Source organism: Nocardia jinanensis, assembly GCF_014645735.1.
GTDB classification, from domain to species: domain Bacteria; phylum Actinomycetota; class Actinomycetes; order Mycobacteriales; family Mycobacteriaceae; genus Nocardia; species Nocardia jinanensis.
The window spans coordinates 25,399-45,775 of the sequence record NZ_BMMH01000031.1; the positions used below are offsets into that span (position 1 = coordinate 25,399).

21 protein-coding genes and 1 tRNA gene are annotated in these 20,377 nt (G+C 67.2%); 8 read left to right on the plus strand and 14 right to left on the minus strand.

Features of this window, described 5'->3' with window-relative positions:
• Positions 1 to 7: 7 nt before the first annotated feature.
• The 3 genes from IEY68_RS32825 to IEY68_RS32835 all read right to left on the minus strand — a co-directional run bounded on the left by IEY68_RS32825 (position 8) and on the right by IEY68_RS32835 (position 1,857).
• Positions 8 to 706 (minus strand): SAF domain-containing protein, encoded by a 699-nt coding sequence (locus tag IEY68_RS32825; RefSeq protein WP_058854573.1) that lies wholly within the window; start codon positions 704 to 706, stop codon positions 8 to 10.
• A 141-nt stretch (positions 707 to 847) separates the two neighbouring features.
• Complete coding sequence (locus tag IEY68_RS32830; protein WP_082681299.1) at positions 848 to 1,156, minus strand: FmdB family zinc ribbon protein; 309 nt, start codon at positions 1,154 to 1,156, stop codon at positions 848 to 850.
• 116 nt (positions 1,157 to 1,272) lie between these two features.
• On the minus strand, positions 1,273 to 1,857 hold the full coding sequence (locus IEY68_RS32835; protein ID WP_229719188.1) for a 5-formyltetrahydrofolate cyclo-ligase: 585 nt from the start codon (positions 1,855 to 1,857) through the stop codon (positions 1,273 to 1,275).
• Between the two features lie 111 nt (positions 1,858 to 1,968).
• Here IEY68_RS32835 and IEY68_RS32840 point away from each other — a divergent pair, with 111 nt between their 5' ends.
• From IEY68_RS32840 to IEY68_RS32860, 5 genes are all read left to right on the plus strand, one after another.
• Positions 1,969 to 2,934: a UTP--glucose-1-phosphate uridylyltransferase gene (locus IEY68_RS32840; RefSeq protein WP_058854570.1), complete on the plus strand. Its 966-nt coding sequence runs from the start codon at positions 1,969 to 1,971 to the stop codon at positions 2,932 to 2,934.
• 36 nt (positions 2,935 to 2,970) lie between these two features.
• The gene (gene glp, locus IEY68_RS32845) at positions 2,971 to 4,230 is read left to right on the plus strand and encodes a molybdotransferase-like divisome protein Glp (RefSeq protein WP_058854569.1); all 1,260 of its coding nucleotides are present in this window, start codon (positions 2,971 to 2,973) and stop codon (positions 4,228 to 4,230) included.
• Between the two features lie 11 nt (positions 4,231 to 4,241).
• Positions 4,242 to 4,892: a GNAT family N-acetyltransferase gene (locus IEY68_RS32850; protein WP_058854607.1), complete on the plus strand. Its 651-nt coding sequence runs from the start codon at positions 4,242 to 4,244 to the stop codon at positions 4,890 to 4,892.
• Positions 4,893 to 5,155: 263 nt separating this feature from the next.
• Positions 5,156 to 6,211 (plus strand): divisome protein SepX/GlpR, encoded by a 1,056-nt coding sequence (gene sepX, locus IEY68_RS32855; RefSeq protein WP_058854568.1) that lies wholly within the window; start codon positions 5,156 to 5,158, stop codon positions 6,209 to 6,211.
• A 123-nt stretch (positions 6,212 to 6,334) separates the two neighbouring features.
• Positions 6,335 to 6,407: transfer RNA gene (locus IEY68_RS32860), tRNA-Ala, on the plus strand.
• A gap of 194 nt (positions 6,408 to 6,601) precedes the next feature.
• Here IEY68_RS32860 and IEY68_RS32865 read toward each other — a convergent pair.
• Genes IEY68_RS32865 through IEY68_RS32880 form a run of 4 tightly spaced genes read right to left on the minus strand, consistent with a single transcriptional unit; the run spans position 6,602 to position 7,986 of the window.
• Entirely contained in the window at positions 6,602 to 6,898 is a 297-nt protein-coding gene (locus IEY68_RS32865) for a hypothetical protein (protein ID WP_058854567.1), read from the minus strand.
• A gap of 17 nt (positions 6,899 to 6,915) precedes the next feature.
• The gene (locus tag IEY68_RS32870; RefSeq protein ID WP_058854566.1) at positions 6,916 to 7,215 is read right to left on the minus strand and encodes a hypothetical protein; all 300 of its coding nucleotides are present in this window, start codon (positions 7,213 to 7,215) and stop codon (positions 6,916 to 6,918) included.
• On the minus strand, positions 7,181 to 7,603 hold the full coding sequence (locus IEY68_RS32875; protein WP_058854565.1) for a hypothetical protein: 423 nt from the start codon (positions 7,601 to 7,603) through the stop codon (positions 7,181 to 7,183). The genes IEY68_RS32870 and IEY68_RS32875 overlap by 35 nt, the downstream gene beginning before the upstream one ends.
• A gap of 2 nt (positions 7,604 to 7,605) precedes the next feature.
• Entirely contained in the window at positions 7,606 to 7,986 is a 381-nt protein-coding gene (locus IEY68_RS32880) for a WXG100 family type VII secretion target (RefSeq protein WP_229719184.1), read from the minus strand.
• A gap of 542 nt (positions 7,987 to 8,528) precedes the next feature.
• On the opposite strand from IEY68_RS32880, the gene IEY68_RS32885 reads away from it, so the two are divergent.
• Positions 8,529 to 8,891 (plus strand): DUF4254 domain-containing protein, encoded by a 363-nt coding sequence (locus tag IEY68_RS32885; RefSeq protein WP_058854605.1) that lies wholly within the window; start codon positions 8,529 to 8,531, stop codon positions 8,889 to 8,891.
• An 82-nt stretch (positions 8,892 to 8,973) separates the two neighbouring features.
• Here the strand turns inward: IEY68_RS32885 and IEY68_RS32890 are convergent, their stop codons facing one another.
• The 6 genes from IEY68_RS32890 to IEY68_RS32915 all read right to left on the minus strand — a co-directional run bounded on the left by IEY68_RS32890 (position 8,974) and on the right by IEY68_RS32915 (position 16,148).
• Positions 8,974 to 10,101: a glycosyltransferase gene (locus tag IEY68_RS32890; RefSeq protein ID WP_058854564.1), complete on the minus strand. Its 1,128-nt coding sequence runs from the start codon at positions 10,099 to 10,101 to the stop codon at positions 8,974 to 8,976.
• Between the two features lie 89 nt (positions 10,102 to 10,190).
• The gene (locus IEY68_RS32895; RefSeq protein ID WP_267886570.1) at positions 10,191 to 12,053 is read right to left on the minus strand and encodes a bifunctional diguanylate cyclase/phosphodiesterase; all 1,863 of its coding nucleotides are present in this window, start codon (positions 12,051 to 12,053) and stop codon (positions 10,191 to 10,193) included.
• Between the two features lie 16 nt (positions 12,054 to 12,069).
• Entirely contained in the window at positions 12,070 to 14,220 is a 2,151-nt protein-coding gene (locus IEY68_RS32900) for an Rv1355c family protein (RefSeq protein WP_058854563.1), read from the minus strand.
• The gene (locus tag IEY68_RS32905; protein WP_063916421.1) at positions 14,210 to 14,983 is read right to left on the minus strand and encodes a hypothetical protein; all 774 of its coding nucleotides are present in this window, start codon (positions 14,981 to 14,983) and stop codon (positions 14,210 to 14,212) included. The genes IEY68_RS32900 and IEY68_RS32905 overlap by 11 nt, the downstream gene beginning before the upstream one ends.
• A gap of 269 nt (positions 14,984 to 15,252) precedes the next feature.
• Complete coding sequence (locus tag IEY68_RS32910) at positions 15,253 to 15,708, minus strand: effector binding domain-containing protein (RefSeq protein WP_058854562.1); 456 nt, start codon at positions 15,706 to 15,708, stop codon at positions 15,253 to 15,255.
• The gene (locus tag IEY68_RS32915; protein ID WP_058854561.1) at positions 15,705 to 16,148 is read right to left on the minus strand and encodes a GyrI-like domain-containing protein; all 444 of its coding nucleotides are present in this window, start codon (positions 16,146 to 16,148) and stop codon (positions 15,705 to 15,707) included. The genes IEY68_RS32910 and IEY68_RS32915 overlap by 4 nt, the downstream gene beginning before the upstream one ends.
• Positions 16,149 to 16,630: 482 nt before the next feature.
• Here IEY68_RS32915 and IEY68_RS32920 point away from each other — a divergent pair, with 482 nt between their 5' ends.
• Positions 16,631 to 18,835 carry a hypothetical protein gene (locus IEY68_RS32920; protein WP_156426143.1) on the plus strand — a complete coding sequence of 735 codons (2,205 nt, stop codon included), beginning with the start codon at positions 16,631 to 16,633 and terminating at the stop codon, positions 18,833 to 18,835.
• Between the two features lie 47 nt (positions 18,836 to 18,882).
• Here the strand turns inward: IEY68_RS32920 and IEY68_RS32925 are convergent, their stop codons facing one another.
• The gene (locus IEY68_RS32925) at positions 18,883 to 19,698 is read right to left on the minus strand and encodes an SGNH/GDSL hydrolase family protein (protein ID WP_082681298.1); all 816 of its coding nucleotides are present in this window, start codon (positions 19,696 to 19,698) and stop codon (positions 18,883 to 18,885) included.
• An 87-nt stretch (positions 19,699 to 19,785) separates the two neighbouring features.
• Here IEY68_RS32925 and IEY68_RS32930 point away from each other — a divergent pair, with 87 nt between their 5' ends.
• Positions 19,786 to 20,361 carry a TetR/AcrR family transcriptional regulator gene (locus IEY68_RS32930; protein WP_058854558.1) on the plus strand — a complete coding sequence of 192 codons (576 nt, stop codon included), beginning with the start codon at positions 19,786 to 19,788 and terminating at the stop codon, positions 20,359 to 20,361.
• Positions 20,362 to 20,377 lie beyond the last annotated feature (16 nt).

Sequence of the window (20,377 nt, forward strand, 5' to 3'; positions counted from 1 at the left end):
CGGGTGATCAGTGGAAGATCACGGTGAGTGCGCTGTTCAGGGAGGCAGCGGCCACGACGGCCGCCCGGCGGGCATCCATCGCCACCAGGACGACCCGTTCCGCGTGCCGGTTCGTTCCCGAGTCCGTGGGCGGTCCCGATACCAGTACCACGGCGGCGTCGACGGCCAGAGTTCGCGCAAGTGCCGGATCCTCGGAGCCGGCTGCCACCACATCGACCCGATCGCCGGCCCGAAGAATCTCGGTGATCGCGGTATCGGCCAGTCGAACGGGCACGATCCGGGCATCCGTTCGCCCGGTCGCGACCTCGGCGAGCCGTGGACCTACCACGCGCACGTCGGTGAGTACCTCACCCGCGCGCAGGGCGGCGGTCGATACGGCGCCCAACAGTGGTGCGGGGTCTGTGGCCGCGCCGTCGGGTGCGGTATCCGGGGGACGGGACGCGAGACGTAGGTCCGCGGCGCCGAGGATATGGCCGGGTGGCAGGTCGCGTGCCGCGACTACGACCGAGATGCGCGCGTGGGCCGGATCGCCGCGGAGGAGCAGCGTGACGGCGGCGAGTGCGCAGAGTACGGCCAGAATGCGCCGCAGCAGGACCCCGTCGGCCCAGGATGGGCGGTTGTCGAACGCGTCGCGCCAGGTCTCACCGGCGCCGAGACGGGCCCGTCCGGTCGTGCCCGTGCGGGCGATAGTTCGGATACGGCTCATAAGCCGAGCGTATGAATGCTTTCCGGTCCGGACCCGGAGTTGTGCACGATTGTGGACAACTCCCGGGGTGTGCACAGATCACTTCGATGCTCGGTCGCTATCGCCGGACGATCAGAGCCGGATCGGCGTGCGATCCAGCTCTCAGCTGGCCGCGGCGGCGGGTGCCGAGGAGGTGCCGGTCGAACCCTTGTCCGAGCTCGATTTCGAACCGGAACTCGACGAGTTCGACGAGGAGCTGTCGGACTTGGCCGGCTCGCTGGCGGTCGAGGCGCCGCTGCGGCTGTCGGTCCGGTAGAAGCCGCTACCTTTGAAGACGATGCCCACCGAGTTGAAGAGCTTACGCAGGGTGCCGGAGCACTCCGAGCAGACAGTGAGTGCCTCATCGGTAAAGGACTGAACGATATCGAAGCGGTTGTCGCACTGGGTGCACGCGTATGAATAGGTTGGCACTGGGTCCTCCGCAGTATTCGAGACTTAGCACTCTACAGCCGACAGTGCCAACAGTGCCAATCGCCGATTGATTCCCGGACACCCCTCATTGTGCCGAACACCACGTGGGAGGGTGATCAGCGCGGGTCCGCGTCGAGCCGCCGCAAGCCGCTGCCCGGAGTCAGCACCCAGGTCATCCGGATATCGTGCGGTTCCTCGGGCAGTCGCTCGACCAGTTCGTCGTCGCGGACGACGACCGTGCGTCGGGCGGCGGGATCGGCCATCCCCAATGTCCGGTCGTAGTAGCCGGCGCCCTGACCGAGCCGGACTCCGCGCCTGTCCACCGCCAGCGCCGGGATCAGCAGCACCTCGGCCCGGGCCACGGTTTCCGGCGGCAGCACGGGGCCTGCCGGTTCGAGCAGGCCGTAGCGCGCCGGACGCAGCGACCCCGCGCCGGTGAACTCGCCCCAGCTCAGCGGGCCGGGTTCACCGGTCACCGGCAGCAGCACCCGGCTACCGGAATCGCGCAGTGTCTCCGGGATGGCCACCGATCCCGGTTCCCCGCGCATGGGCACGTAGGCGCACACCCACTCAGCGGGACCGAGGTCTGCGGCCGCCGCGGCCAGCGCCGCCGCCTCCGCGGCGTATACGAGTTCGGGTAGTCGCGCCCGGCGGCCGCGGATCTCCGCGCGCCAGGCCTGCTTGTCACGCTCGTCGGGCATGGGCACGGCGACAACCATAGGCTCTCACCGGTGCCGGTTACGTCGGCGTGAGTCCGGTACGAGCCGGTGTACAGCCGTTTGGGCGGCGCTGTGGATGGATAGGGTGTGTATATGACAGAAAAGGCCGCAGAACAGGGCAACGAGGGCGCTTCCGCGTCGGAAGCGGACTTCCGCACGGCCGTCGTGCCCGCGGCCGGGCTGGGAACCAGGTTCCTGCCCGCGACCAAAACGGTCCCCAAGGAACTGCTGCCGGTGGTCGACACCCCCGGTATCGAGTTGGTGGCCAGCGAAGCGGCCGAATCCGGAGCCAGTCGACTGGTGATCGTGACCTCCCCCGGTAAGGACGGGGTGGTCGCGCATTTCGTGGAGGATCTGGTGCTGGAGAGCACTCTCGCCGAGCGCGGGAAGTTCCAGCTGCTGGAAAAGGTGCGCAAGGCCCAGGGTCTGCTCGATGTGACCTCGGTGGTACAGGAGGAACCGCTCGGCCTCGGGCACGCGGTGGCGCAGGCCGAAGCGGTACTCGATCCCGACGAGGACGTGATCGCCGTGCTGCTGCCCGACGACCTGGTACTGCCGCGCGGAGTCCTGGATGTGATGAACCGGGTCCGCCGTAAACGCGGTGGGTCGGTGCTGTGCGCCATCGACGTGCCCAAGGATCAGGTCAGCGCCTACGGGGTGTTCGATGTGGCGCCGGTACCCGATGCCGTCAATCCGAACGTACTGCGCGTCAAAGGCATGGTGGAGAAGCCGGACCTGGACGACGCGCCCTCCACCTTCGCCGCCGCCGGACGCTACCTGCTCGATCGCGCGATCTTCGACGCGCTGCGCCGCATCGGCCCCGGTGCGGGCGGAGAACTGCAACTCACCGATGCGATTTCGCTGCTCATCGACGAGGGACATCCGGTCCATGTTGTCGTCCACCGTGGGTCGCGCCACGATCTGGGTAACCCGGGCGGCTATCTTCGTGCTGCGGTGGATTTCGCGTTGGAGCGCGAGGAATACGGTCCTGCGCTGCGCGAGTGGCTCCAGCACCGGCTCGATCCGGCGTGGAATCCGCAACTCACCGCGGACGAATGAGATCGCCTGCGGGGCGAGGACATCGGGAAGGGCTGGATGCGCTCTGTTGAGGATCAGCAGATCAAGGTGACGGCCGCGGCCGTCGCGCCGCGGCCGGTACGGGTCGCGATCTCCGAGGCCCAGGGCCTGCTCTGCGCCGAGGACGTGGTGACCGAGCGGCCGCTGCCCGGGTTCGATCAGGCCGCCATCGACGGATACGCCGTGCGCAGTGTGGATGTCGCGTCCGCCGGTGCCGATATCCGCGACGAGGACGGCGAACTGGTCGACCTGACGCTGCCGGTGGTCGGTGAGGTGCTCGCCGGTTCCCGGCAACCGATCCGGCTGCAACCCCGCCAGACGGTGCGGGTGGCGACCGGCGCGCCCCTGCCCACCCTCGCGGACGCGGTGCTACCACTGGATTTCACCGACGGCGGCCGGGGCCGGCTCAAGGTGTACGAACCGGTGCGTTCGGGTGACTATGTGCGCCGGGCCGGTGACGATGTACAACCCGGGGACGTCGCCGTGCACGCCGGCACGATCATCGGTCCTGCCCAGGTGGGCCTGCTGGCCGCGGTCGGTCAGGACAAAGTGCTGATCCATCCGCGCCCGCGACTGTCGGTGATCTCGATCGGCGAGGAATTGGTCGATATCGATCGGGCTCCCGGGCCCGGTCAGGTCTACGACGTGAACTCCTACGCCCTGGCGGCCGCCGCCCGCGATGCCGGTGCGGATGTGAACCGGGTCGGCATCGTCGATGCCGACCCCCGCCGACTTCGGGATGTGGTCGAGGGCCAGCTGGTGCGGGCGGAAGTCGTGGTGATCGCCGGTGCGGTCGGTGGGTGGGCCTCCGACCAGGTGTGTGAGGCACTGGAGGGACTCGGCGAGCTGGAGATCACCCGGGTCGCGATGCACCCGGGCTCGGTGCAAGGGTTCGGCCGGCTCGGCCGCGACGAGGTGCCCACGTTCCTGCTGCCCTCCAATCCGGTCGGTGCTCTGGTGGTTTTCGAGGTGATGGTGCGGCCCCTGATACGGATCGCGCTGGGAAGGCGGCAGCCGATGCGCCGGATCGTCCGGGCGCGGACCATAACTCCGATCCAGTCGATGGCGGGTCGTAAGGGTTATCTGCGCGCCCAGTTGATGCGGGACGAAGCCACCGGTGAATACCTGGTGCAGCCGCTCGGCAACAGCGCGGGCGCGTCGTCGCATCTGCTGGCCGCGATGTCGGAGGCCAACAGTCTCATCGTCGTCGAACCCGACGACACCGAAATTCGCACCGGTGACAAGGTTCGGGTCGCGTTCCTGGCGCAGCGCGGCTAGAAGTGGAGTCCATGAATGTTTTCCGGGCCACCCAGCATCCCGGGTGGCCCGCGCACCTCGGCCCGGTGCGGGTGGTGGCCGGAGAGGTGACGTTGCGACCCGTGCGATTGCGGGACGCGGCCGCGTGGAGCCGGATCAGGTTGCGGGACCAGAACCATCTGGAACCGTGGGAGCCCACCGGGCGTGGGGCCTGGGACGCGCGCAATCACGCCTCGAACTGGCCGCCGCTGTGGTCGAGCCTGAAGGCGGAAGCGCGCCGGGGCGCGATGATCCCGCTGGTGATCGAGGTCGACGGTGCGTTCAGCGGGCAGTTGACGGTCGGCAATATCGTGCGCGGCGCGCTGCGTTCGGCGTGGATCGGGTATTGGGTGGCCAAGGATCTCGGCGGGCAGGGTGTCGCGACCGCCGCGCTGGCGCTGGGGCTCGATCACTGTTTCGGTCCGGTCGGGCTGCATCGGGTGGAGGCCACGGTGCGGCCGGAGAATCTGGCGAGCCAGGCTGTGCTGCGCAATGTGGGGTTTCGCGAAGAAGGTCTGCTACGTAGGTATCTCGATGTCGACGGCGCGTGGCGTGATCATCTGCTGGTCGGGATGACGGCGGAGGAGTTGTCCGGCAGGGTGGTCGATCGCCTGGCTCGGGAAGGGCGGTTGACGCTGCGGTGAAGCGGCGCCGGAAACCGGCCTGCCCGGAACCGGCTTTGGTGGAAATGTGACTCATGTGGCGGATGTGCACGGCGCGCCTGCCGTGTTGTACCCCTACTCGGAATTAACCTACGGACGTCGGTGGTGCGTCCTGCGCCACCGGTGGAGAGCTCGTACCACGATCTGCGAGACGTACCCGCGGGGAAGGACTCCGGCGTCGGGGCGCACACGGTTCATGGTGTGGACTCGGACGACGACCAGGCGGGACGGAGGTGCTGACGACGATGCCGAATTCGATCCTGTGGATCGGGCTGGTCGTGTTGTGGGTCTTCGTCCTGTTTCCCATCCTTGCCGACCGGCATCCCAGAATCCGCCGGACAACCGATACGGCCCTGGCCACGCGGGTACTGCATCGTGGAGATTCCAAACGGCGTAAGGGAAGTGGGCATGGTCGTAAGAAGCGGACCGCCCGGCCCTACCGAAAGCGTCACCACGCCAATGATGCGGAGGATCCGATGATCACATCGGCCGACGAGAACGGCACCGCGGCTGACGAGGAGCAACCGGACCACTACGCCGACGACGACCGGGCCGTGGCCGGGTCCGAACCCGGCGACGAGAGCGCAGCCGGTGATATGGAGTCCGGCGCGGGCGGAGACGGCGAGGGTCTCGAACGCGCCGCGGAAAGCGACGAGCCGATCCTGTCTTCCACCGAGGACGGCGGGAGTGCCGCGCCCGCGATCGAGAGCAATGTTCCCGCGCGCATACCACCGGTCCGGGCCACGGTGCGCGCGCCGGTACCGGAACCCGAATACGAATACGACGAAGAGGACTTCGTGCCGACCCGGCGCGGGCGCGGCGGTTACGACCCCGAGGCCGATGCCGTCGCGCGGGCCGCGCGCTATACCTTCCGGCAGCGAGCCGTGGTGGCTCTCGTGCTCGGCGCCATCCTGTGCGGCGGTCTTGCGGTGGCTGTCGCGCCCATCTTCTGGTGGGGCTGCGGTGGTGCGGTGCTGTCGCTCGGCACCTATCTGGGATATCTGCGCAAACAGGTCCGGATCGAACAGGAGATCCGCAGGCGGCGCAGCGCCCGCCTCACCGGACGAGGCCACGAATCCGCCGAGTACGGCCCTGCCGACACCGAGTCGGGTTCGGTGCGGACGGCCCGTCCCGGGATGGATCGTGACACCGCCCGCGCCCTGCGCCGGCGCGCTCAACTGCTCGAGCCCGACGACGAGGATCCGGCATTCGAACATCTGGATGCCTACGACGCGAGCGTCGCGCGGACGGTGCGCAACCGGGCCACCGGTGGTGATGTCCGCCGGGCCGCCGGCGCGTGAACATCGGCGGCCGGCGGCTGTCCCGGCAGTCCGTTGTGAGTCTATATTTGCAGGTCAGGGGACCGATTCGGTTTCTGGTAACCCTGTTTGCTAGAGTGACACAGCGCGGTTCACCGACCGCACGGGGCTATAGCGCAGTTGGTAGCGCGTCTCGTTCGCATCGAGAAGGTCAGGGGTTCGATTCCCCTTAGCTCCACCGAGGCAGTATCTCTCTGCTACTCCGGATCCCGGGGGCCTGTACGACAGGCTCTCGGGATTTTTGTGGCCGGTGCGCTGGCGGCTCGGTACGAGTCGCGTACCCGATGGGCACCGGAGCCGGCACGGACGCTCCGGTCATCGCGGTGGCGCCCCGTGCTCGGGCCCGGATCGGTCTTCGTGGTGCGGATCTGCTCAGTTCCCGCTGAACCACAGATATCCGCGTTGGCGGATAGCGGTCTCCGCAGCGTCGCGCAACACGGCGAACAGCTCCTGCTCGCTGTCGTCCTTCGGCGACAGTGCCGCGATCTCGTCCAGAAAGGCATTGAGCTGCGTCGTATTGAACATCGTGTCGGCGTGGCCGTGAATCGCCCACATCATCGAACCGTTCGGCGCATCCCAGATCATCTTCTCGAGAGTTTCCGAGGGTCTCCCGGTAATTATCTCGATCTTCTCGTGAACTTGATTCTGGACAGTGATCGATATTCCCACTTCTTCACCTCGTCATATCATGGGATCGGATACATGGTGATGACGCCGCCGAATCTGTCGGTGACCACTTTGTATCGCGTGGTGACGTGACCACCCAGTTGCTCCGGTACGCTACCGATTGTCTTTCCCGCATCGATTTCCCGTTCGAAATTGCCGTCCTTGTTCGGTCCTCGCGCGGGTGAGTTCTCGGCGGCCTCGGCCAGGTCGTCGAGGTCTTCGCCGGTGGTGCCGTCCGGCCAGGTGCCCTTCGATGCGTCGTAATTCGCCGCGTCCTTGATGTGCTTACCGAGTATGTAATCCTCTGACCCCTGGGTCATGCCCGGCGCGGGATTGTTCGGCGCCGTTTCCGTTGCTGCCGACCGAGGACGGGATCGTCACCTTGTACATCGATATCGCCTCGACGGTGGGCCGTTCGGGCGCCGGATCGGTCCCGGCTCGGGTGCCGTAGTTGTATCCGGCGGCGTAGAGGACGTATCCGAAATTCGTCAAGGCGTCGGCGAGGTTGGTACAGGCCTGCATGGTGTCGTGGGCGACCTGGTCGTACTTTTCGCCACATTGTTTGCAGCCGTTGGCATCACCGGCCATACCCGCGCACTCGTTCTTCATATCGTGCAGCGGTTTGTCGGCGGTGCGCAGCGCCCCGGCCAGGTCGTGACATTTCTTGGCAGCTTCGTAGTACACCTGCCAGTCGACGACCAGCGCCATGATTATCCCCCGTTGAGCATCTTGCTGTGGAGATCGACAGCATGCGCGATGTTCTCGTGTGCCTTCTTGGCGGCATCGCTGATGTCCATGAGGCCTTCGACGAACTCGCGCGCACCGACCGCCCATTCACGATGTGCGTCCGTATAGGCCAGCGCGGCGACACTCTCCCAACCGGTGCCAGCTAATGTGGCGACCCGGTCGTCGATCTCGTCGAGGCGCTCCCCGATGAACCCGGCGAGGTCGGCCAGCTTGGTGACGATCTGATCGAGGTGGTCCAGATCCACCGATAATTCCGAGCTCGCGGCAGCGCCGAACTCGAAGTGCCAGGTGAGCCGATATCCTTTGCGGCCGAACAACCGGCCGTGCGCGACGTCCCTGCGCACGTGTAGGGGTGCCTGCCGGCCTCCCTCGCCTTTTCCGGTGCGACAACGACGTTCGGGCTCGAAGCCGAATTCCCCCCACCGCTCATGGAGCGGATCGTAACGGGCAGCTGCGGCCGCCGGAGCTACTCGCGGCGCGCGGCAGCTCGGACCCGCGGTTGCGGTCCGGACCTCTTGCCCGTGGGATCGATCGCCGGAGATCGGCCGGGTTGTCGTCGGTCGGCGATACTCGGTGTGCGCGATATCGGTTGATCTCCTGCGCAATCGATTCGATGAGAGAGCGATCGACTCCCGGTCTCGAACCGGAGAACGCAATAATGCGTTTCTTCTGTCTCGAGTTATGTGTATCAACTATTGTCAGTGACTGAACAAAGCCTGTCCGATATGCGGTACGACCGAATCGAGAGCCGATCATGTTTGAACAGAGTGTGATGGTGCCGGGTGACGTTCGCACAGGGGCGGCGGTGATCGCGGCCTCCCCGGGCTTGCCCACGGCGACCCAACTATTGTGCAGCTTCCAGGGAACCCGGTTCGAGGATCACGAGGTGCTCCGCTCAGCCCGGGCGTTGGCTCTACTGCACGGCCGGCGGGTGACCATGCGAGACGCGCTCCTGGTCGCCGAGGTCGACGAACGCCGCCGGGAACTGGTCGAGGATATCGACGACTGGGCCCACTCACGGTCTCCGCATCGCGGCGGTGACGCGCTGATCCACGCCGAGACGCTGGGAGCGGTGATCGATCGGATGGCCTGGGGGTGGGTCGATGCCAACCAGTCGGTCGAGATCGACGGGGCACGCGATCACCAGGCGCGAAAGCGCTGGCATCGACTAGCCGAGTTGATCGACGGCTACACGGAACTGATCGGCGATCTCCTCCAGGGTGGGCGGCGGCTCCCCGGCCGGGTGTGAGATCGGGCTCACGGTGCCCACCGGGCACCGTGAGCGAAGGATCGTCGTCGGGCAGGCTCTTGATAACCGTCGCACCTGGTGATCAGCGGTCGAGGACGGCCAGCATTCCCGAAACGGCTGCGGGCCAGGTGAACTGTTCGGCCCGGCGGCGGGCCGCGCCACGTCGCTGTGCGGGTGGGCGGGCCAGAACGTCGGTGATCGCGTCCGCGAATGCCGCCGGATCGTCGGCGGCGACCGCACCGCAGTCGGCGGTGAGGATATCGGCCAGAGCCGAGGATCTGCTCGCGACCACCGGCGTACCCGCGGCCAGCGCTTCCAGCGCGGCCAGCCCGAAGGTCTCGTGCGGGCCCGGCGCCAGCGAGATATCCGCGGTCGCCAGCAATCGCGCCACATCCGACCGGTCGCTGATGAACCCGGTGAAATGGACCGCGGGCAGACCGCCGGGCAATGCCGGCAGCAGCTTCGCCCGGCGTTCGAGCGCCTCGCGGCGCGGACCGTCACCGGCGACCACCAGTCGCGCGCCGAGACCGCCCCGGCGTAGTTCGGCGAGCGCTTCGATACTGCGGTCGGCGCGCTTCTCCACCGACAGCCGGCCACAGTGCACCAGCAGGGGTTGCCCCGGCACGCCGAGATCGGCGCGTAGGCCGTGATCGTGGCGGTGCGGGCTGAACAGGTCCAGATCGACACCCAGCGGGACCATCTCGACATTCGGGGCGCCGATGCGCCGGAACTCGGCCTGCGCGAATTCGGTGGTACATACCACCATGTCGTATTCGGCGGCCGTGCGGCGGTTGGCGATATCGGCGCAGCGCCGGGCGATCCGGTCGGGCATGATCTGCCCCAGCAACCTGTCGAGACGCTCGTGGGAGATCATCACCCCGGCCACGTCCCGGCGGCGGGCCCAGCGTCCGAAACCGCGCAGGGTCAGCCGGTCGGAGACTTCCAGGACATCGGGCCGCAGGCCGTCGAGGACATCGGCGACCCGGCGCGGGTCGGCGGCCCGGTAACCACCCGTCCACGGGATCCCGACAGCGGGCAGGGTGATCCGGAGGACTCCGCTGGGCAGGACCTCTTCGTGACGCCGTGGCCCGGGCACGATCAGTACGACTTCGTGTCCGGCCGTCACATACCCCGCACCGAGATGGTGCAGCGCGGTACGCAACCCGCCCGAGCGCGGGCCGTAGAAATTCGCCAGTTGCACTATGCGCACGTCGCCGATCGTGGCGCGGGCCGGGTTACCACCGGAGCCGAGCCGTTGAATTCGTGGTGAAGGGCCGGTGTTATTTGGTCACCGGCGGGCTACGGGGCGGCCGGGCCCCGGCCTGTTCGCGGTAGGTCCAGGTTCAGCGGGATCCGGCCGAGGGCCAGATGTTCACCGACCTCGTCGGCGGGCAGCGGGCGCGCGATGAGGAACCCCTGGGCCCGGTAGCAGCCCAGTCCGACCAGGGTGCGGGCCGCGACCGGGGTCTCGACCCCCTCACCGACCACACCGAGACCGAAGGACCCGGCCAGGCCGATGATCGACTTCACGATGGCCAGATCATCGGTGCTGGCGCCGAGGCGCTGGACGAAGCCGCGGTCGATCTTCACCGCGTCCACCGGCAGCGCCTTGAGGTGCGAGAGCGAGGAATAACCGGTCCCGAAATCGTCGATGGCGATCTGCACGCCCATACGTTTGAGACCGCGCAGCGTGACCTGGGTGCGGGCCAGGTCCTGCACCACCACGTGTTCGGTGATCTCCAGGCAGATCGAACTCCCGTCGATCCCGAAATGCCGCAGGATATCCTCGATACGCTCCACGAAATCCAGGCTCACCAGTTGCACCGGCGACACATTGATCCGCATGACCATATTCGCCGCCAGCCCTTGCCGCCGCCACTGCGCGAACTGCGCGCAGGCCGTGCGCAGCACCCAGCGGCCCAGCTCACCGGCGAGGTTGGTGGCCTCGGCGACCGTCACGAACGCGCCGGGCGGGAGCAGGCCGCGGGTCGGATGCATCCACCGGACCAGCGCTTCCATGGCCACGATCCGGCCGGTGCGCAGATCGACCTCGGGCTGATAGTGCAGGATCAGTGATCCATCGGACACCGCACTGCGCAGGTTCAGTTCCACATCGTCCTGGAGTTCGAACTGCGCCCGCATGGCGTCGGTGAACAGGGCCACCCCGTTACCGCCGCCGGATTTGGCCGACAGCAGGGCATGGTCGGCGCGCCGCAGGACATCGGCGACAGTGGTTTCGCCCGGGATGCCGACGGCGACCCCGACGCTTGCGCCCCGGCTCACCGACTCCCCGCCCACGGTGACCCGGCGGCTGATGAGTTCCTGGATCCGGGTCGCCTCGTGTTCGGCGGCGACGGTGTCCATCGGTTTGGCGGGCACGATCACGAATTCGTCGCCGCCGAGGCGGGCGATCATATCGTTGGGGTCCAAGTTGTCGCGTAGTCGCTCGGACAGGGTCCGGATGAACTTGTCCCCGGCGGTGTGGCCGAGGAAGTCGTTGAGGGCTTTGAGCCGGTCCAGATCGAGGAAGAAGGCCGCGACCGGCCCGGGGCTGCCCGCCTGCAGTCGCTGCTCCATATGTTCCAGCAGCGCCCGGCGGTTGGCCAGGCCGGTCAGATCGTCGTGCAGGGCGATGAACCGCAGCTTTTCCTCGGCCTCCACCCGGGCCTGTAGTTGCGCGAAAAGGGTGGCGATCGCCTTGAGGACATTCAACTCGCGGGTACTCCAGTCGCGATCGCCGACCTTGACGAAGCCGAGCAGGCCGGTGGATCTGCCCCGGGACACCAGTGGAACCGCCGCGGAGCTGATATCACCCAGTCCGGACGCGGAATGGATGGTCTGCTGGTAGTCGGCGGCGCTGGCGGGAATGAGGAACGGCTCGGTGGCGTGTTCGAGCGATTTGAAAACCGAATCCGCCTGATCGAAATACACGATCTTGAGCGGATCCGGTTCGGGCACGTCCTGGCGGGGCGGCCATTCGGCCACCAGCACCGTGGACCGGTTCTTGGGATCGTTGTGCCGCAGATAGCTGAAGTCGACGTCGAAGTAGTCGATCAGCATGGCCAGCACCTGTTCGGTCGCCGACACCATGGTCGCCGAATCGACGCCCATCAGCTCCGCGGCGACTTCGGTCACCAGCGAGTCGAGTGTCCGCCGAGGCACCTGATCTCCGATCACACTATCTGCGGCTGTCCGCGCCCGGTACCGGGCGCCGTCGGCTCCGCACGCTGGCAGCTGCCGCGTAACTCAGGCGTAGTACCAGCGCCACGCTGTCCTGTTCCGGCACTTCCAGTATTTCCAGGAAACGACCCTGAAGTGTGGACAGTCTATCCGCGTATGCCGGGGAAAGTGCAGCCAGTTCGGTACGGGATCGAGAAAACAAGAAGACCGGGGACATCGGCTGGACGGCCAAGCCGGACCGCTGCGCCTGGATCCACAGCCGTGCGACAGCGGCCCCGGCGCGGGCGTATCCGGTCAAGGCCCCGGGCTCGGCGTCGGGATCGTCGGTGAAGGTCAGGGCCACGATGGCCGAACTCGAACGCACCCTGTCCCGGGCGTAGTCGCCCAGCGCCGCACCGGCGGACCAGCTGTGCAATTGGGCCATCACATCGGCGCGTCGCCCGATCTGCAGGGCGACCCGCTCGTCGGGGGCCAGTTCGAGCGAACGGGTGTCGATACCGTCGGTCAGGTCGTCGCCGGGCCAGCGCATCTCCGCGAACATCTCACGGTGCAGCAGCGGCGTGAGGTAGCGGATCCGGTCCGATTCGGCCAGGACCGCGGCCATGGCCCGGATCCCCGGTGAATCGGCAACCGCCCGCATCCGGGCGCCTTCGGCCGTCGCGGCCGCGGCGAGCCCGGTCAGCACGGTGGCTGGGATCTGGCCGCCGTAGCCGAGCCGGCGATTGGTCTCGCGGGCGAGCGCGTAGGGATAGTCCGCCGCCAGCACGGGGTCGGTGCCGTTCCCGTGCCGGAGCACCGCGGTCAGCGGGGAGCCCGGTTCCGTGCCCGCGAGGTACTCGTGGGTGCCGAGGATGTCGTAGGCCGCGGCCGCGACCCGGGCGTTGTACAGGGCGGCGCCGACCGCTACGGCGCTGCCCCGGCAGCCGATATCCATGGCGGTGGTGTAGCGGGGTTCGAGGGTGATCCGGGTCTCCTGCGGTGCGGAGTGCAGCGACCACGGCTGGATGTTGCCGCCCGAGGGCGCGCGCTGCGCGCAGACCAGGATGCGGTCGGTCGTGGTGCCGGCCTGGTCGTCGGATTCAGGGTCGGCCGGGCATTCTCCGGTATCGATCTCGGGGTCGGCCAGCGCGTCGAGGGCCTGCTCCACATCCACCCGGGTGCGGCCCGATCGCAGCGGGCGGCCCAGTCCGATACGGCGGATCGCCGTCGCGACACTGGCCGCGCCCAGCACCACATCGCCGCTGAGCTGTGGCCAGCTGTTGAGGGTTTCGCCGACCTCGACGAGGCTGCCGGCCATCCGGGCCGACAGATCGCGTGCGCCGAGCAGACCGACGACGTAGGGGGCTTTGTCGCGGGTGGACAGGCCGCGCAGTTGTTCGGCCGCGGTATCGCCGAGTAGACCGTGGAAGGGTGCCCGGTCCGGTTCCAGGTCGAAACGCTCCACATCGAGCAGCCCGCGATCACTGGTCTCCATGATCAGCGGCAGCCGGCGGCGCCGCGCCGATTCCCGGATGAGCAGTTTGATATCCAGGGAATCGCATTCCTCCACCACGATTCCCAGGCCGTCGACGAAATCGTCCGCGGTTTCGGCGTCGACGCCGCCGCCGCGTACCTCGACGGGCAGATAAGGGTCGAGTTCGGCGATCCGCCGGGCGGTGACGATCGCCTTGTTCACCGCGATATCGAACAGGGTGGCGGGCACCCGATTGAGGTTGGACAGCTCGAGCTCGTCGAAATCGGCGAGCCGCAACGCGCCGCACACCCCCTCCTGCGCCAGGGTGTAGGCGATGGCGTGGCCCACACTCTGGCCGACCACACCGACCGTGACAGTGCTCAACCGGTCTTGTTCGGCGCGGGTGAGCTTGTTGCGATTACGGTCCAGGCGGATCGCGCGGAAGGTCCGCGGTCCCGGCAGGACCAGGACGCTGCGCCGCCACGGGTAGTACACCCAGCGGTCGTCGTATGCGCCCTCGCCGGTGTCCGGGGGATCGTTGAGCCGGCCGAACTCCGCGGCCAGCAGGCCCCGCAGATCGTTGAATTCGATATGCGGGGTGGCGCGCAGTCCCGCGAGGGCCCGTTCGTCGTCGGGATCACTCGGGTCCAGGGTCAGCGGCCGGTATTCGACTCCGAGATCTGCCTCACCGACCATATGCGTAGCATTCCTCCCCACCGTGGCCGGATAGTCGATGCGACCGCCGTGACCTCGGTTCAGCTAATCCCATAGCGCGAAGTTCACCACGCATGAGCAGATACTGCAACTTGTCAGCAAATACGTGATAGGTCCTGGTATCCCACCAGATCGGCAGGGTGTGATAGCGCTCGTCGGGATAGGGCACCGGCGGGATCAGCTGGGCGAGGACACCGCCGCTCGCGCGATGCCGTTCGGCGGTGAAGGAGGCCACCGTGGCGAAGCCGTACCGGGCGCCGAGGAGGCGCGGCGCGTGGGCCATGCAACGTGAAATGGCCGCGGCCAGATCGTTGCGCCGGGACGCGTCCCGGGCGACCCAGACCGCGCGGGATTCCACCACTCCGCGTGGAATGCGCCGGGCCATCATCAGACCCAGTTCCGCCGCCCCCGCCCGGCCGGCCCACGGGGCGAGCGAGCCGACCTCGGATACCCAGATGTAGGGGCCTTGGACGCGTAGTCCGGCCACCACCTCGCCGCCGGGGTCGGTGGCGGCGAAGAACAGGGCGGTGGACGTCCCGTCGGCCACGCTGTCGTAATCCAGTGCGGACTCGTTGTCGAAGTGGCGGTATGCTTCCCGCGCTCCTGTCAGGTATCGGTGCCAGAGGCCGGGGGAGAGATTCGGGGTGGTTACGCAGATGTCGTAGCCGGAGACGTTGTCGCGAAATCTCGCAGTGCGGCCACGGCACGGGTCTTCCTGGCCGACTGCGATCGATTCGACAGTCATGCAGTTCCTACTCTTTCGCCGCACGACCCAATGGTCGTGCGGGATTTGTTGTCCAGCAGCGCGTCCGACGCCCCGGCTCGTCAGCGTGCCCTGTGCAGTATCCGTCATCGGAACCCAATTGACCAGAACTCTGGTTAATCTTCCGAAAACTATGCAGCTGTCCGGTCATTATCGCAGGTCAAACCGGATGAAGAAGGAGCGGACCGTTACCACCAGACCGGTTGGTACTGAGTTAGTTACCGACGGGCAACGACCCGTTCCTCATGTGGTCAGGGGGTGATCGAGATGAACAGTTCCACCGATTCCGAGTCGTGCCAGATCTCGATCTCCTCGCGGTAGGCGCGAGTGATCTCCGCGGACGCGGTGGCGTCGTCGACCTGGGCCCAGACGTCCTCGACCGGATCGTGGTAGTCCCCGTTGGGCACGAACCGGGCATAGACGCCCCTGGGCACCCGGACCAGGACATCGCCGACCGGAGCTTCGTCCGGTTCGATGTACTGGAAACACACGAGCGCGTTGTAGGTCCCGGTCGGTGTCCGGACGTACACGGTGTACATGGGTCGCTGTGAATCGGCCGACTCGGCGCCGGCGTCCATCCGCTCCCGCACCCGGTCCTTGAGGAATTCGATGAGCTCGCTGTTGCTGACCTTGAAACTGGGCCGGACCTTCGGGAAGACGAGGCCGGCGTACACGGCTTCGCCGCGTACCACGATCGTGTAGGTCATCGCGGCTCTACCGCCAGATACAGGTCGATCTTGTAGGCGTGCGGGTAGAACTCGAAATCGCCGGAGAATGTCCGGTTGATCTGGTTGTGTTCCTCGGCGTAGGCGATCTGCGTCCACAAGCTGGTCATGATCTGCGGAAAATTACCCACCGAGGAGAATTTCGCATACGTGCCACGCGGGAGGCGGGCGACCAGATGCCCGCGGGTCACCTCGTCGAACGTCGTGCATCGGTAACCGACGATCTGGGTGTTGTAGGTGCCCAGCTCCGTCGAGTAGTCGGTATAGGCCGTGGCCAGCGGGCCCCCCAGTTCGTGATGCAGGACCGACGCCCAGGCGCCTTCGAGGTCGCGATCGTACAACTCACCGAGCGCTCGCTTGGGGCTGCGTACCGGTAGTCCGGCCACCCACGTCTCGTCCCGCTCGACGAATTCAAACTGCATGGAACGACTCTTTCGAGATATGTCCTGGTCGGCAAGCCGACCGAATGGTCCGCTGGATCCGCCATGCTATCAACCGGCGGCGGTGCCGGTCGTTCGCCCGCGCCCGGCATCGAGGCCCTGCTCCGCGGCGATGGCGGCGGGCCGTCGCCCGATGGGATGCGGCACGACCCGAAACCCACCATGATGAACCGGAATTCCGTGTTCGCACCAGTGCCGGGCAATTCGGGAGTAATCGTCCCATGGGACGAATTACCGTTGCTACGAGCTGAATTCGGCATTCTACCGCCATTCTCAATGATGGGAATTTTTCCGGTTATTGTTTCGTAATTCATCGCGGTGGGCCCGATCCGCCACTACCAGTTCAGCTGAATTTCATTCGGCGTCGATACCAATGCCAGCATGATCGGCAGACCAGATCGGCGGGCCGTGCCCGCACCCGTCGAGCGCGCGAAACGCGCGGCCGCCTGACCGGATCGACGGCTATGCGCGTGTGGGGTCAGCGCGGGAGCAGTACACCGCGAACAGCAGCGAGGTGGGGGCGTCGCCTTCTCTGGTGCCTCGCCGGACTCTTCGTACTGACCGTCCTGCCGGGCGCGCTCGGGGCGGTGGCCGTCGCGCAGGACGGAGCGACCGGGCAGTCCCGGATAGACGGGGTCGCCTGGATGAACGTCCGGGATTCTTTCGGTGTCGCGCTCGCCGACTACACCTACATCAGCGACAAAGGGGGCCTGTTCGATCCCGGCGCGACGGTGGTGTGGACGATCGTGGGCCTGGAATTCGTCGGCTATATGGTCATCGTGACCAGCGCGATCTGGTTCATCGGTTTCGTTCTGAGCTTCGCCTGGCTGGACTTCTTCGCAAACGCGTTGCGCGGTACCGCCGGTGCGTTCGCCGACCAGCTCGCGACTCCCTCCGTCCTGATCACCGCGGCGACCATCGGCGCCTTCTTCGTTGCCTGGTTCATCGTGCGCGGTTTCCACGCCCGCGCCGTGATCCAGACGGTGACGATGTTGGCTGTGGCGGTCCTGGGCCCGCTCTTCCTGGCCGACCCGCTGGCGACCGCGCTGGGTTCCGACGGTCTGCTCGCCCGCGGTCGCGACGTCGGGTTGGCGGTCGCGACCGGATTGAACGGCTCGACGAACCGGAACCCGGATCTGGCCGTGAGCACGCTGCAGGGCGATATGGCCGACAACTTCGCACGCCGTCCGGTGCAGGTATGGAATTTCGGTCACGTCGTGGACAACCAGTCCACCTGCGCCGCGGCGTGGTCTTCCGGCGTGACCTCAGGTGATACCGACCGGACCCAGCGCGCACTGCATGCCTGCGGGGACACCGCGGCGGCCGCTGCCGCGGCCCACCCGAGTGTGGGCCAGATCGGTACCGGTCTGCTGCTACTGGTCTCGGCGGCCCTGCTGCTGCTGTTCGCGGTGGTGCTGTCCTACCGGCTGATGCGGGCCGCGCTGGACGCGGTCATGCAGGGGTTCCTGGCGATCTTCGGATTCGCCGCGGGCGGATTCGTCTTCGGGCCCACCCAGACCTTCCTGATTCGTAACCTGGTGAACTCGGGTATCGCCGCGGCCCGATTGTGCGCGTACACGGTGTTCGTCGGGGTGTACCTGCTGTTCCTCGGCAATCTGTTCCAGCAGGCCCGCGGGCAGGTACTCGCGGTCATTGTGATCGCGGCGGTGGTGGAAACCGTGGCGATCCTGCAGTTCGGGCGGCTGTCCAAAGGGCTGACCCGCGGCTCGGACTGGATGGCCAACCGGTTCTCGCTCACCATCCAGGGCGCACGTGGCGGGTCGGGTGGCACCGCGCTCGGTATGGGCGGTGGCGGTAAGAGCTCCGGTGGTGGGTCGGGAATGGGCGCGGTCGCGAGCCTCGCCGCCCTGAACACCGTCAACGCCTCGCCACTGACGGCCTGGATGGCCGGGCGAACCGTCAATCCGCTCAGCCCGCTGGCGTTCGGCAAGATGCGCAACGACCGGGTCAATGTGGCCACGGCGGACAGCCGGTTGGAAGGACATCAGTGGAAGGCGCTGGCCCGGCAGAACTGGCGATTGCTGGCGCGGCGGGAGGGCGACGAATGGGGCGGTATCGACACTGAACTCGGGCTCGCCCGCGCGCTCAAGTACCTCGACAACAACCGGGTGCCCTATCAGCACATGTCCGCTGTACTGCTCGACGCCGGGGCGAGCCACAGCAGTATCAACCAGGCACTGCGCGCGCGTTCGGCCCGTAATGAGACCAGATCCCGCAACCCGTACGGTTTCGCTCCGCTGCAGAAGGCCGTTGCCTCCGGTAACGGGGTGATCAACCACGCCGGGACCGACGCACAGGCGGCCTTCGCCGCGCAGGCGGTGGCCGACGCCGACAGCCTGGCCCGCCACACCCTGGCACCGGATCCCGGCGCGCAACTCGACAGCGGCTTCATCGCGCGAGTCGAGCAGCACTGGGATTCCGACCGGGCTCTGCGTGCCAATATCAGCCCCGACGAATGGAATTCGGTCGGACGTGCCACCCGAACCGCCATCGCCCACCGGCTGGCCACCGATCACTACACGATCGCGCGCGCGTTCAGCGACAATCCCACGTCGGCGAATCGCGACTCTCTCATGGCCTCGGTCAAACGTCTCGCCAATCTCGACCACACGGTCCCCGAATCCGGCTTGGACCCCTGGGATGTGTGACCACTGTCTCGCGCCGCCCCGGGCTCGGCAGGTGGAATCACCGGGGGTCAGCGGAGTGTGGTCGCCAGCCACCGCGCGGTGAGGTCGGTGACGACGGCCCCGCTGCGGTCGCTGAGGTGGATGCTGTCGACGAAGATGTTCGAGCCCCGGCTCCGCGCGACCTGATCCCAGCTGCGGCCGAACAGATAGTGCTGCGCCGCCGCCGTGAACGCGAGGGTGAAGCCGAAGTCGTACCGCGCGTTCGGATCGCCCTGTCGTCGCACGAGGTCGGCGATATGTTCGTGTAGCGGGATGTAGTCGATACCGGCGTCGGCGGCCGTTTCGGTGATGACCCGGTTGTATCCGGCCAGTCGCCGATTGATCTCGTCGTCGGGGTCCTCACCGAGCAGCGGCAGCGACATCAGTGCCACATGGGCCGTGCCCGCGGTGCGGACGCGGTCGACGATCGCGGTGAGGTTGTCGCGGTAGTTGTCCAGCGGGACGTCGTCGCGGACATCGTTGGTGCCGACCAGGACGATGACCGCGTCCGGACGGCAGTGCAGGACATCGGTATCGAGCCGGTCCAGCAGGTCCGCGCTGGTATCTCCGTTGACTCCGGCGTTGACGAAACGGTGATCGCCGAACTCGTCCCGTTTCCGGAGCGCGCCGACCCAGTCCGCGCCGAGAGTGCCCCGGGTCATGCTGGCTCCGGCGGCGACGACAACGGGTCGGCCGGGGGACTCGCCTCGGCAGGCCTGTGCCGGGGCGTCCACCGGCGATCGGAGGAAGGTGAGGTAGCCGACCGTGCCCGCGGCGCCGAGCACGGCGGTGAGGGTGACGGCGAGAACGAGCAGCACTCGTTTCCGGGTGATCGACGGTCGCATATCAGTTCCTCCCGTGGGTTAGTAAACACTAACCACAGAATGATCTAGTGTTCACTAACCTGTCAAGCGCGCAACAAGGAGACCGAGATGAGCACGCGCGAGCGGATCTTGGACGCGGCGGCGGACATCCTGCGGACCCGGGGGGTCGTCCATGCGACCACCAAGGAGATCGCACACGCCACCGGTGTCTCGGAGCCGACGCTCTACAAGTACTTCGGTGACAAGGAGCGACTGCTGCTGGCCGTGCTCCGGGAACGGCTACCGGGGCCTGCCCGGGTGGGGGTCGTCCCAGGGGACGGCGACGTGGCGGCCAACCTCACCGAACTCGCTCGCGCGGCGCTCGATTTCTACCGGCAATCGATTCCGATGCTGGGCGCGCTACTGGCCGATCCGCGGCGGATGGCGGCCCATCGCGCCGTGATGGGCGAGCACGGAGCCGGCCCGGAGAAGGCGGTCGGCGCCTTCGCGGCGTATCTGACGGCGGAGCGGGAACTCGGCCGGATAGCCGCGGACACGGCTCCGGACGATATCGCTTCGCTGCTGGTCGGTGCGTGCTTCCACGAGGCTTTCCTGGACTATTACAGCGGCGCCGCCGACGGGCCGGCCGATTCGCGCGATACCGCCGCGGGGCTGGTCCGCGCCCTCGTTCGTCCGCTGCTGTAGCGATAGCACGGCCGGC

Coding starts and splice junctions, on each gene's coding strand:
- IEY68_RS32915 (WP_058854561.1), bottom strand. CDS start 16,148: ATGCAGTTTGAATTCGTCGAGCGGGACGAGACGTGGGTGGCCGGACTA.
- IEY68_RS32840 (WP_058854570.1), top strand. CDS start 1,969: ATGACAGAAAAGGCCGCAGAACAGGGCAACGAGGGCGCTTCCGCGTCG.
- IEY68_RS32900 (WP_058854563.1), bottom strand. CDS start 14,220: ATGGTCGGTGAGGCAGATCTCGGAGTCGAATACCGGCCGCTGACCCTG.
- glp (WP_058854569.1), top strand. CDS start 2,971: ATGCGCTCTGTTGAGGATCAGCAGATCAAGGTGACGGCCGCGGCCGTC.
- IEY68_RS32870 (WP_058854566.1), bottom strand. CDS start 7,215: ATGACCCAGGGGTCAGAGGATTACATACTCGGTAAGCACATCAAGGAC.
- IEY68_RS32910 (WP_058854562.1), bottom strand. CDS start 15,708: ATGACCTACACGATCGTGGTACGCGGCGAAGCCGTGTACGCCGGCCTC.
- IEY68_RS32920 (WP_156426143.1), top strand. CDS start 16,631: ATGCGCGTGTGGGGTCAGCGCGGGAGCAGTACACCGCGAACAGCAGCG.
- IEY68_RS32825 (WP_058854573.1), bottom strand. CDS start 706: ATGAGCCGTATCCGAACTATCGCCCGCACGGGCACGACCGGACGGGCC.
- IEY68_RS32905 (WP_063916421.1), bottom strand. CDS start 14,983: ATGACTGTCGAATCGATCGCAGTCGGCCAGGAAGACCCGTGCCGTGGC.
- IEY68_RS32875 (WP_058854565.1), bottom strand. CDS start 7,603: ATGGCGCTGGTCGTCGACTGGCAGGTGTACTACGAAGCTGCCAAGAAA.
- IEY68_RS32930 (WP_058854558.1), top strand. CDS start 19,786: ATGAGCACGCGCGAGCGGATCTTGGACGCGGCGGCGGACATCCTGCGG.
- sepX (WP_058854568.1), top strand. CDS start 5,156: ATGCCGAATTCGATCCTGTGGATCGGGCTGGTCGTGTTGTGGGTCTTC.
- IEY68_RS32925 (WP_082681298.1), bottom strand. CDS start 19,698: ATGCGACCGTCGATCACCCGGAAACGAGTGCTGCTCGTTCTCGCCGTC.
- IEY68_RS32835 (WP_229719188.1), bottom strand. CDS start 1,857: ATGCCCGACGAGCGTGACAAGCAGGCCTGGCGCGCGGAGATCCGCGGC.
- IEY68_RS32850 (WP_058854607.1), top strand. CDS start 4,242: ATGAATGTTTTCCGGGCCACCCAGCATCCCGGGTGGCCCGCGCACCTC.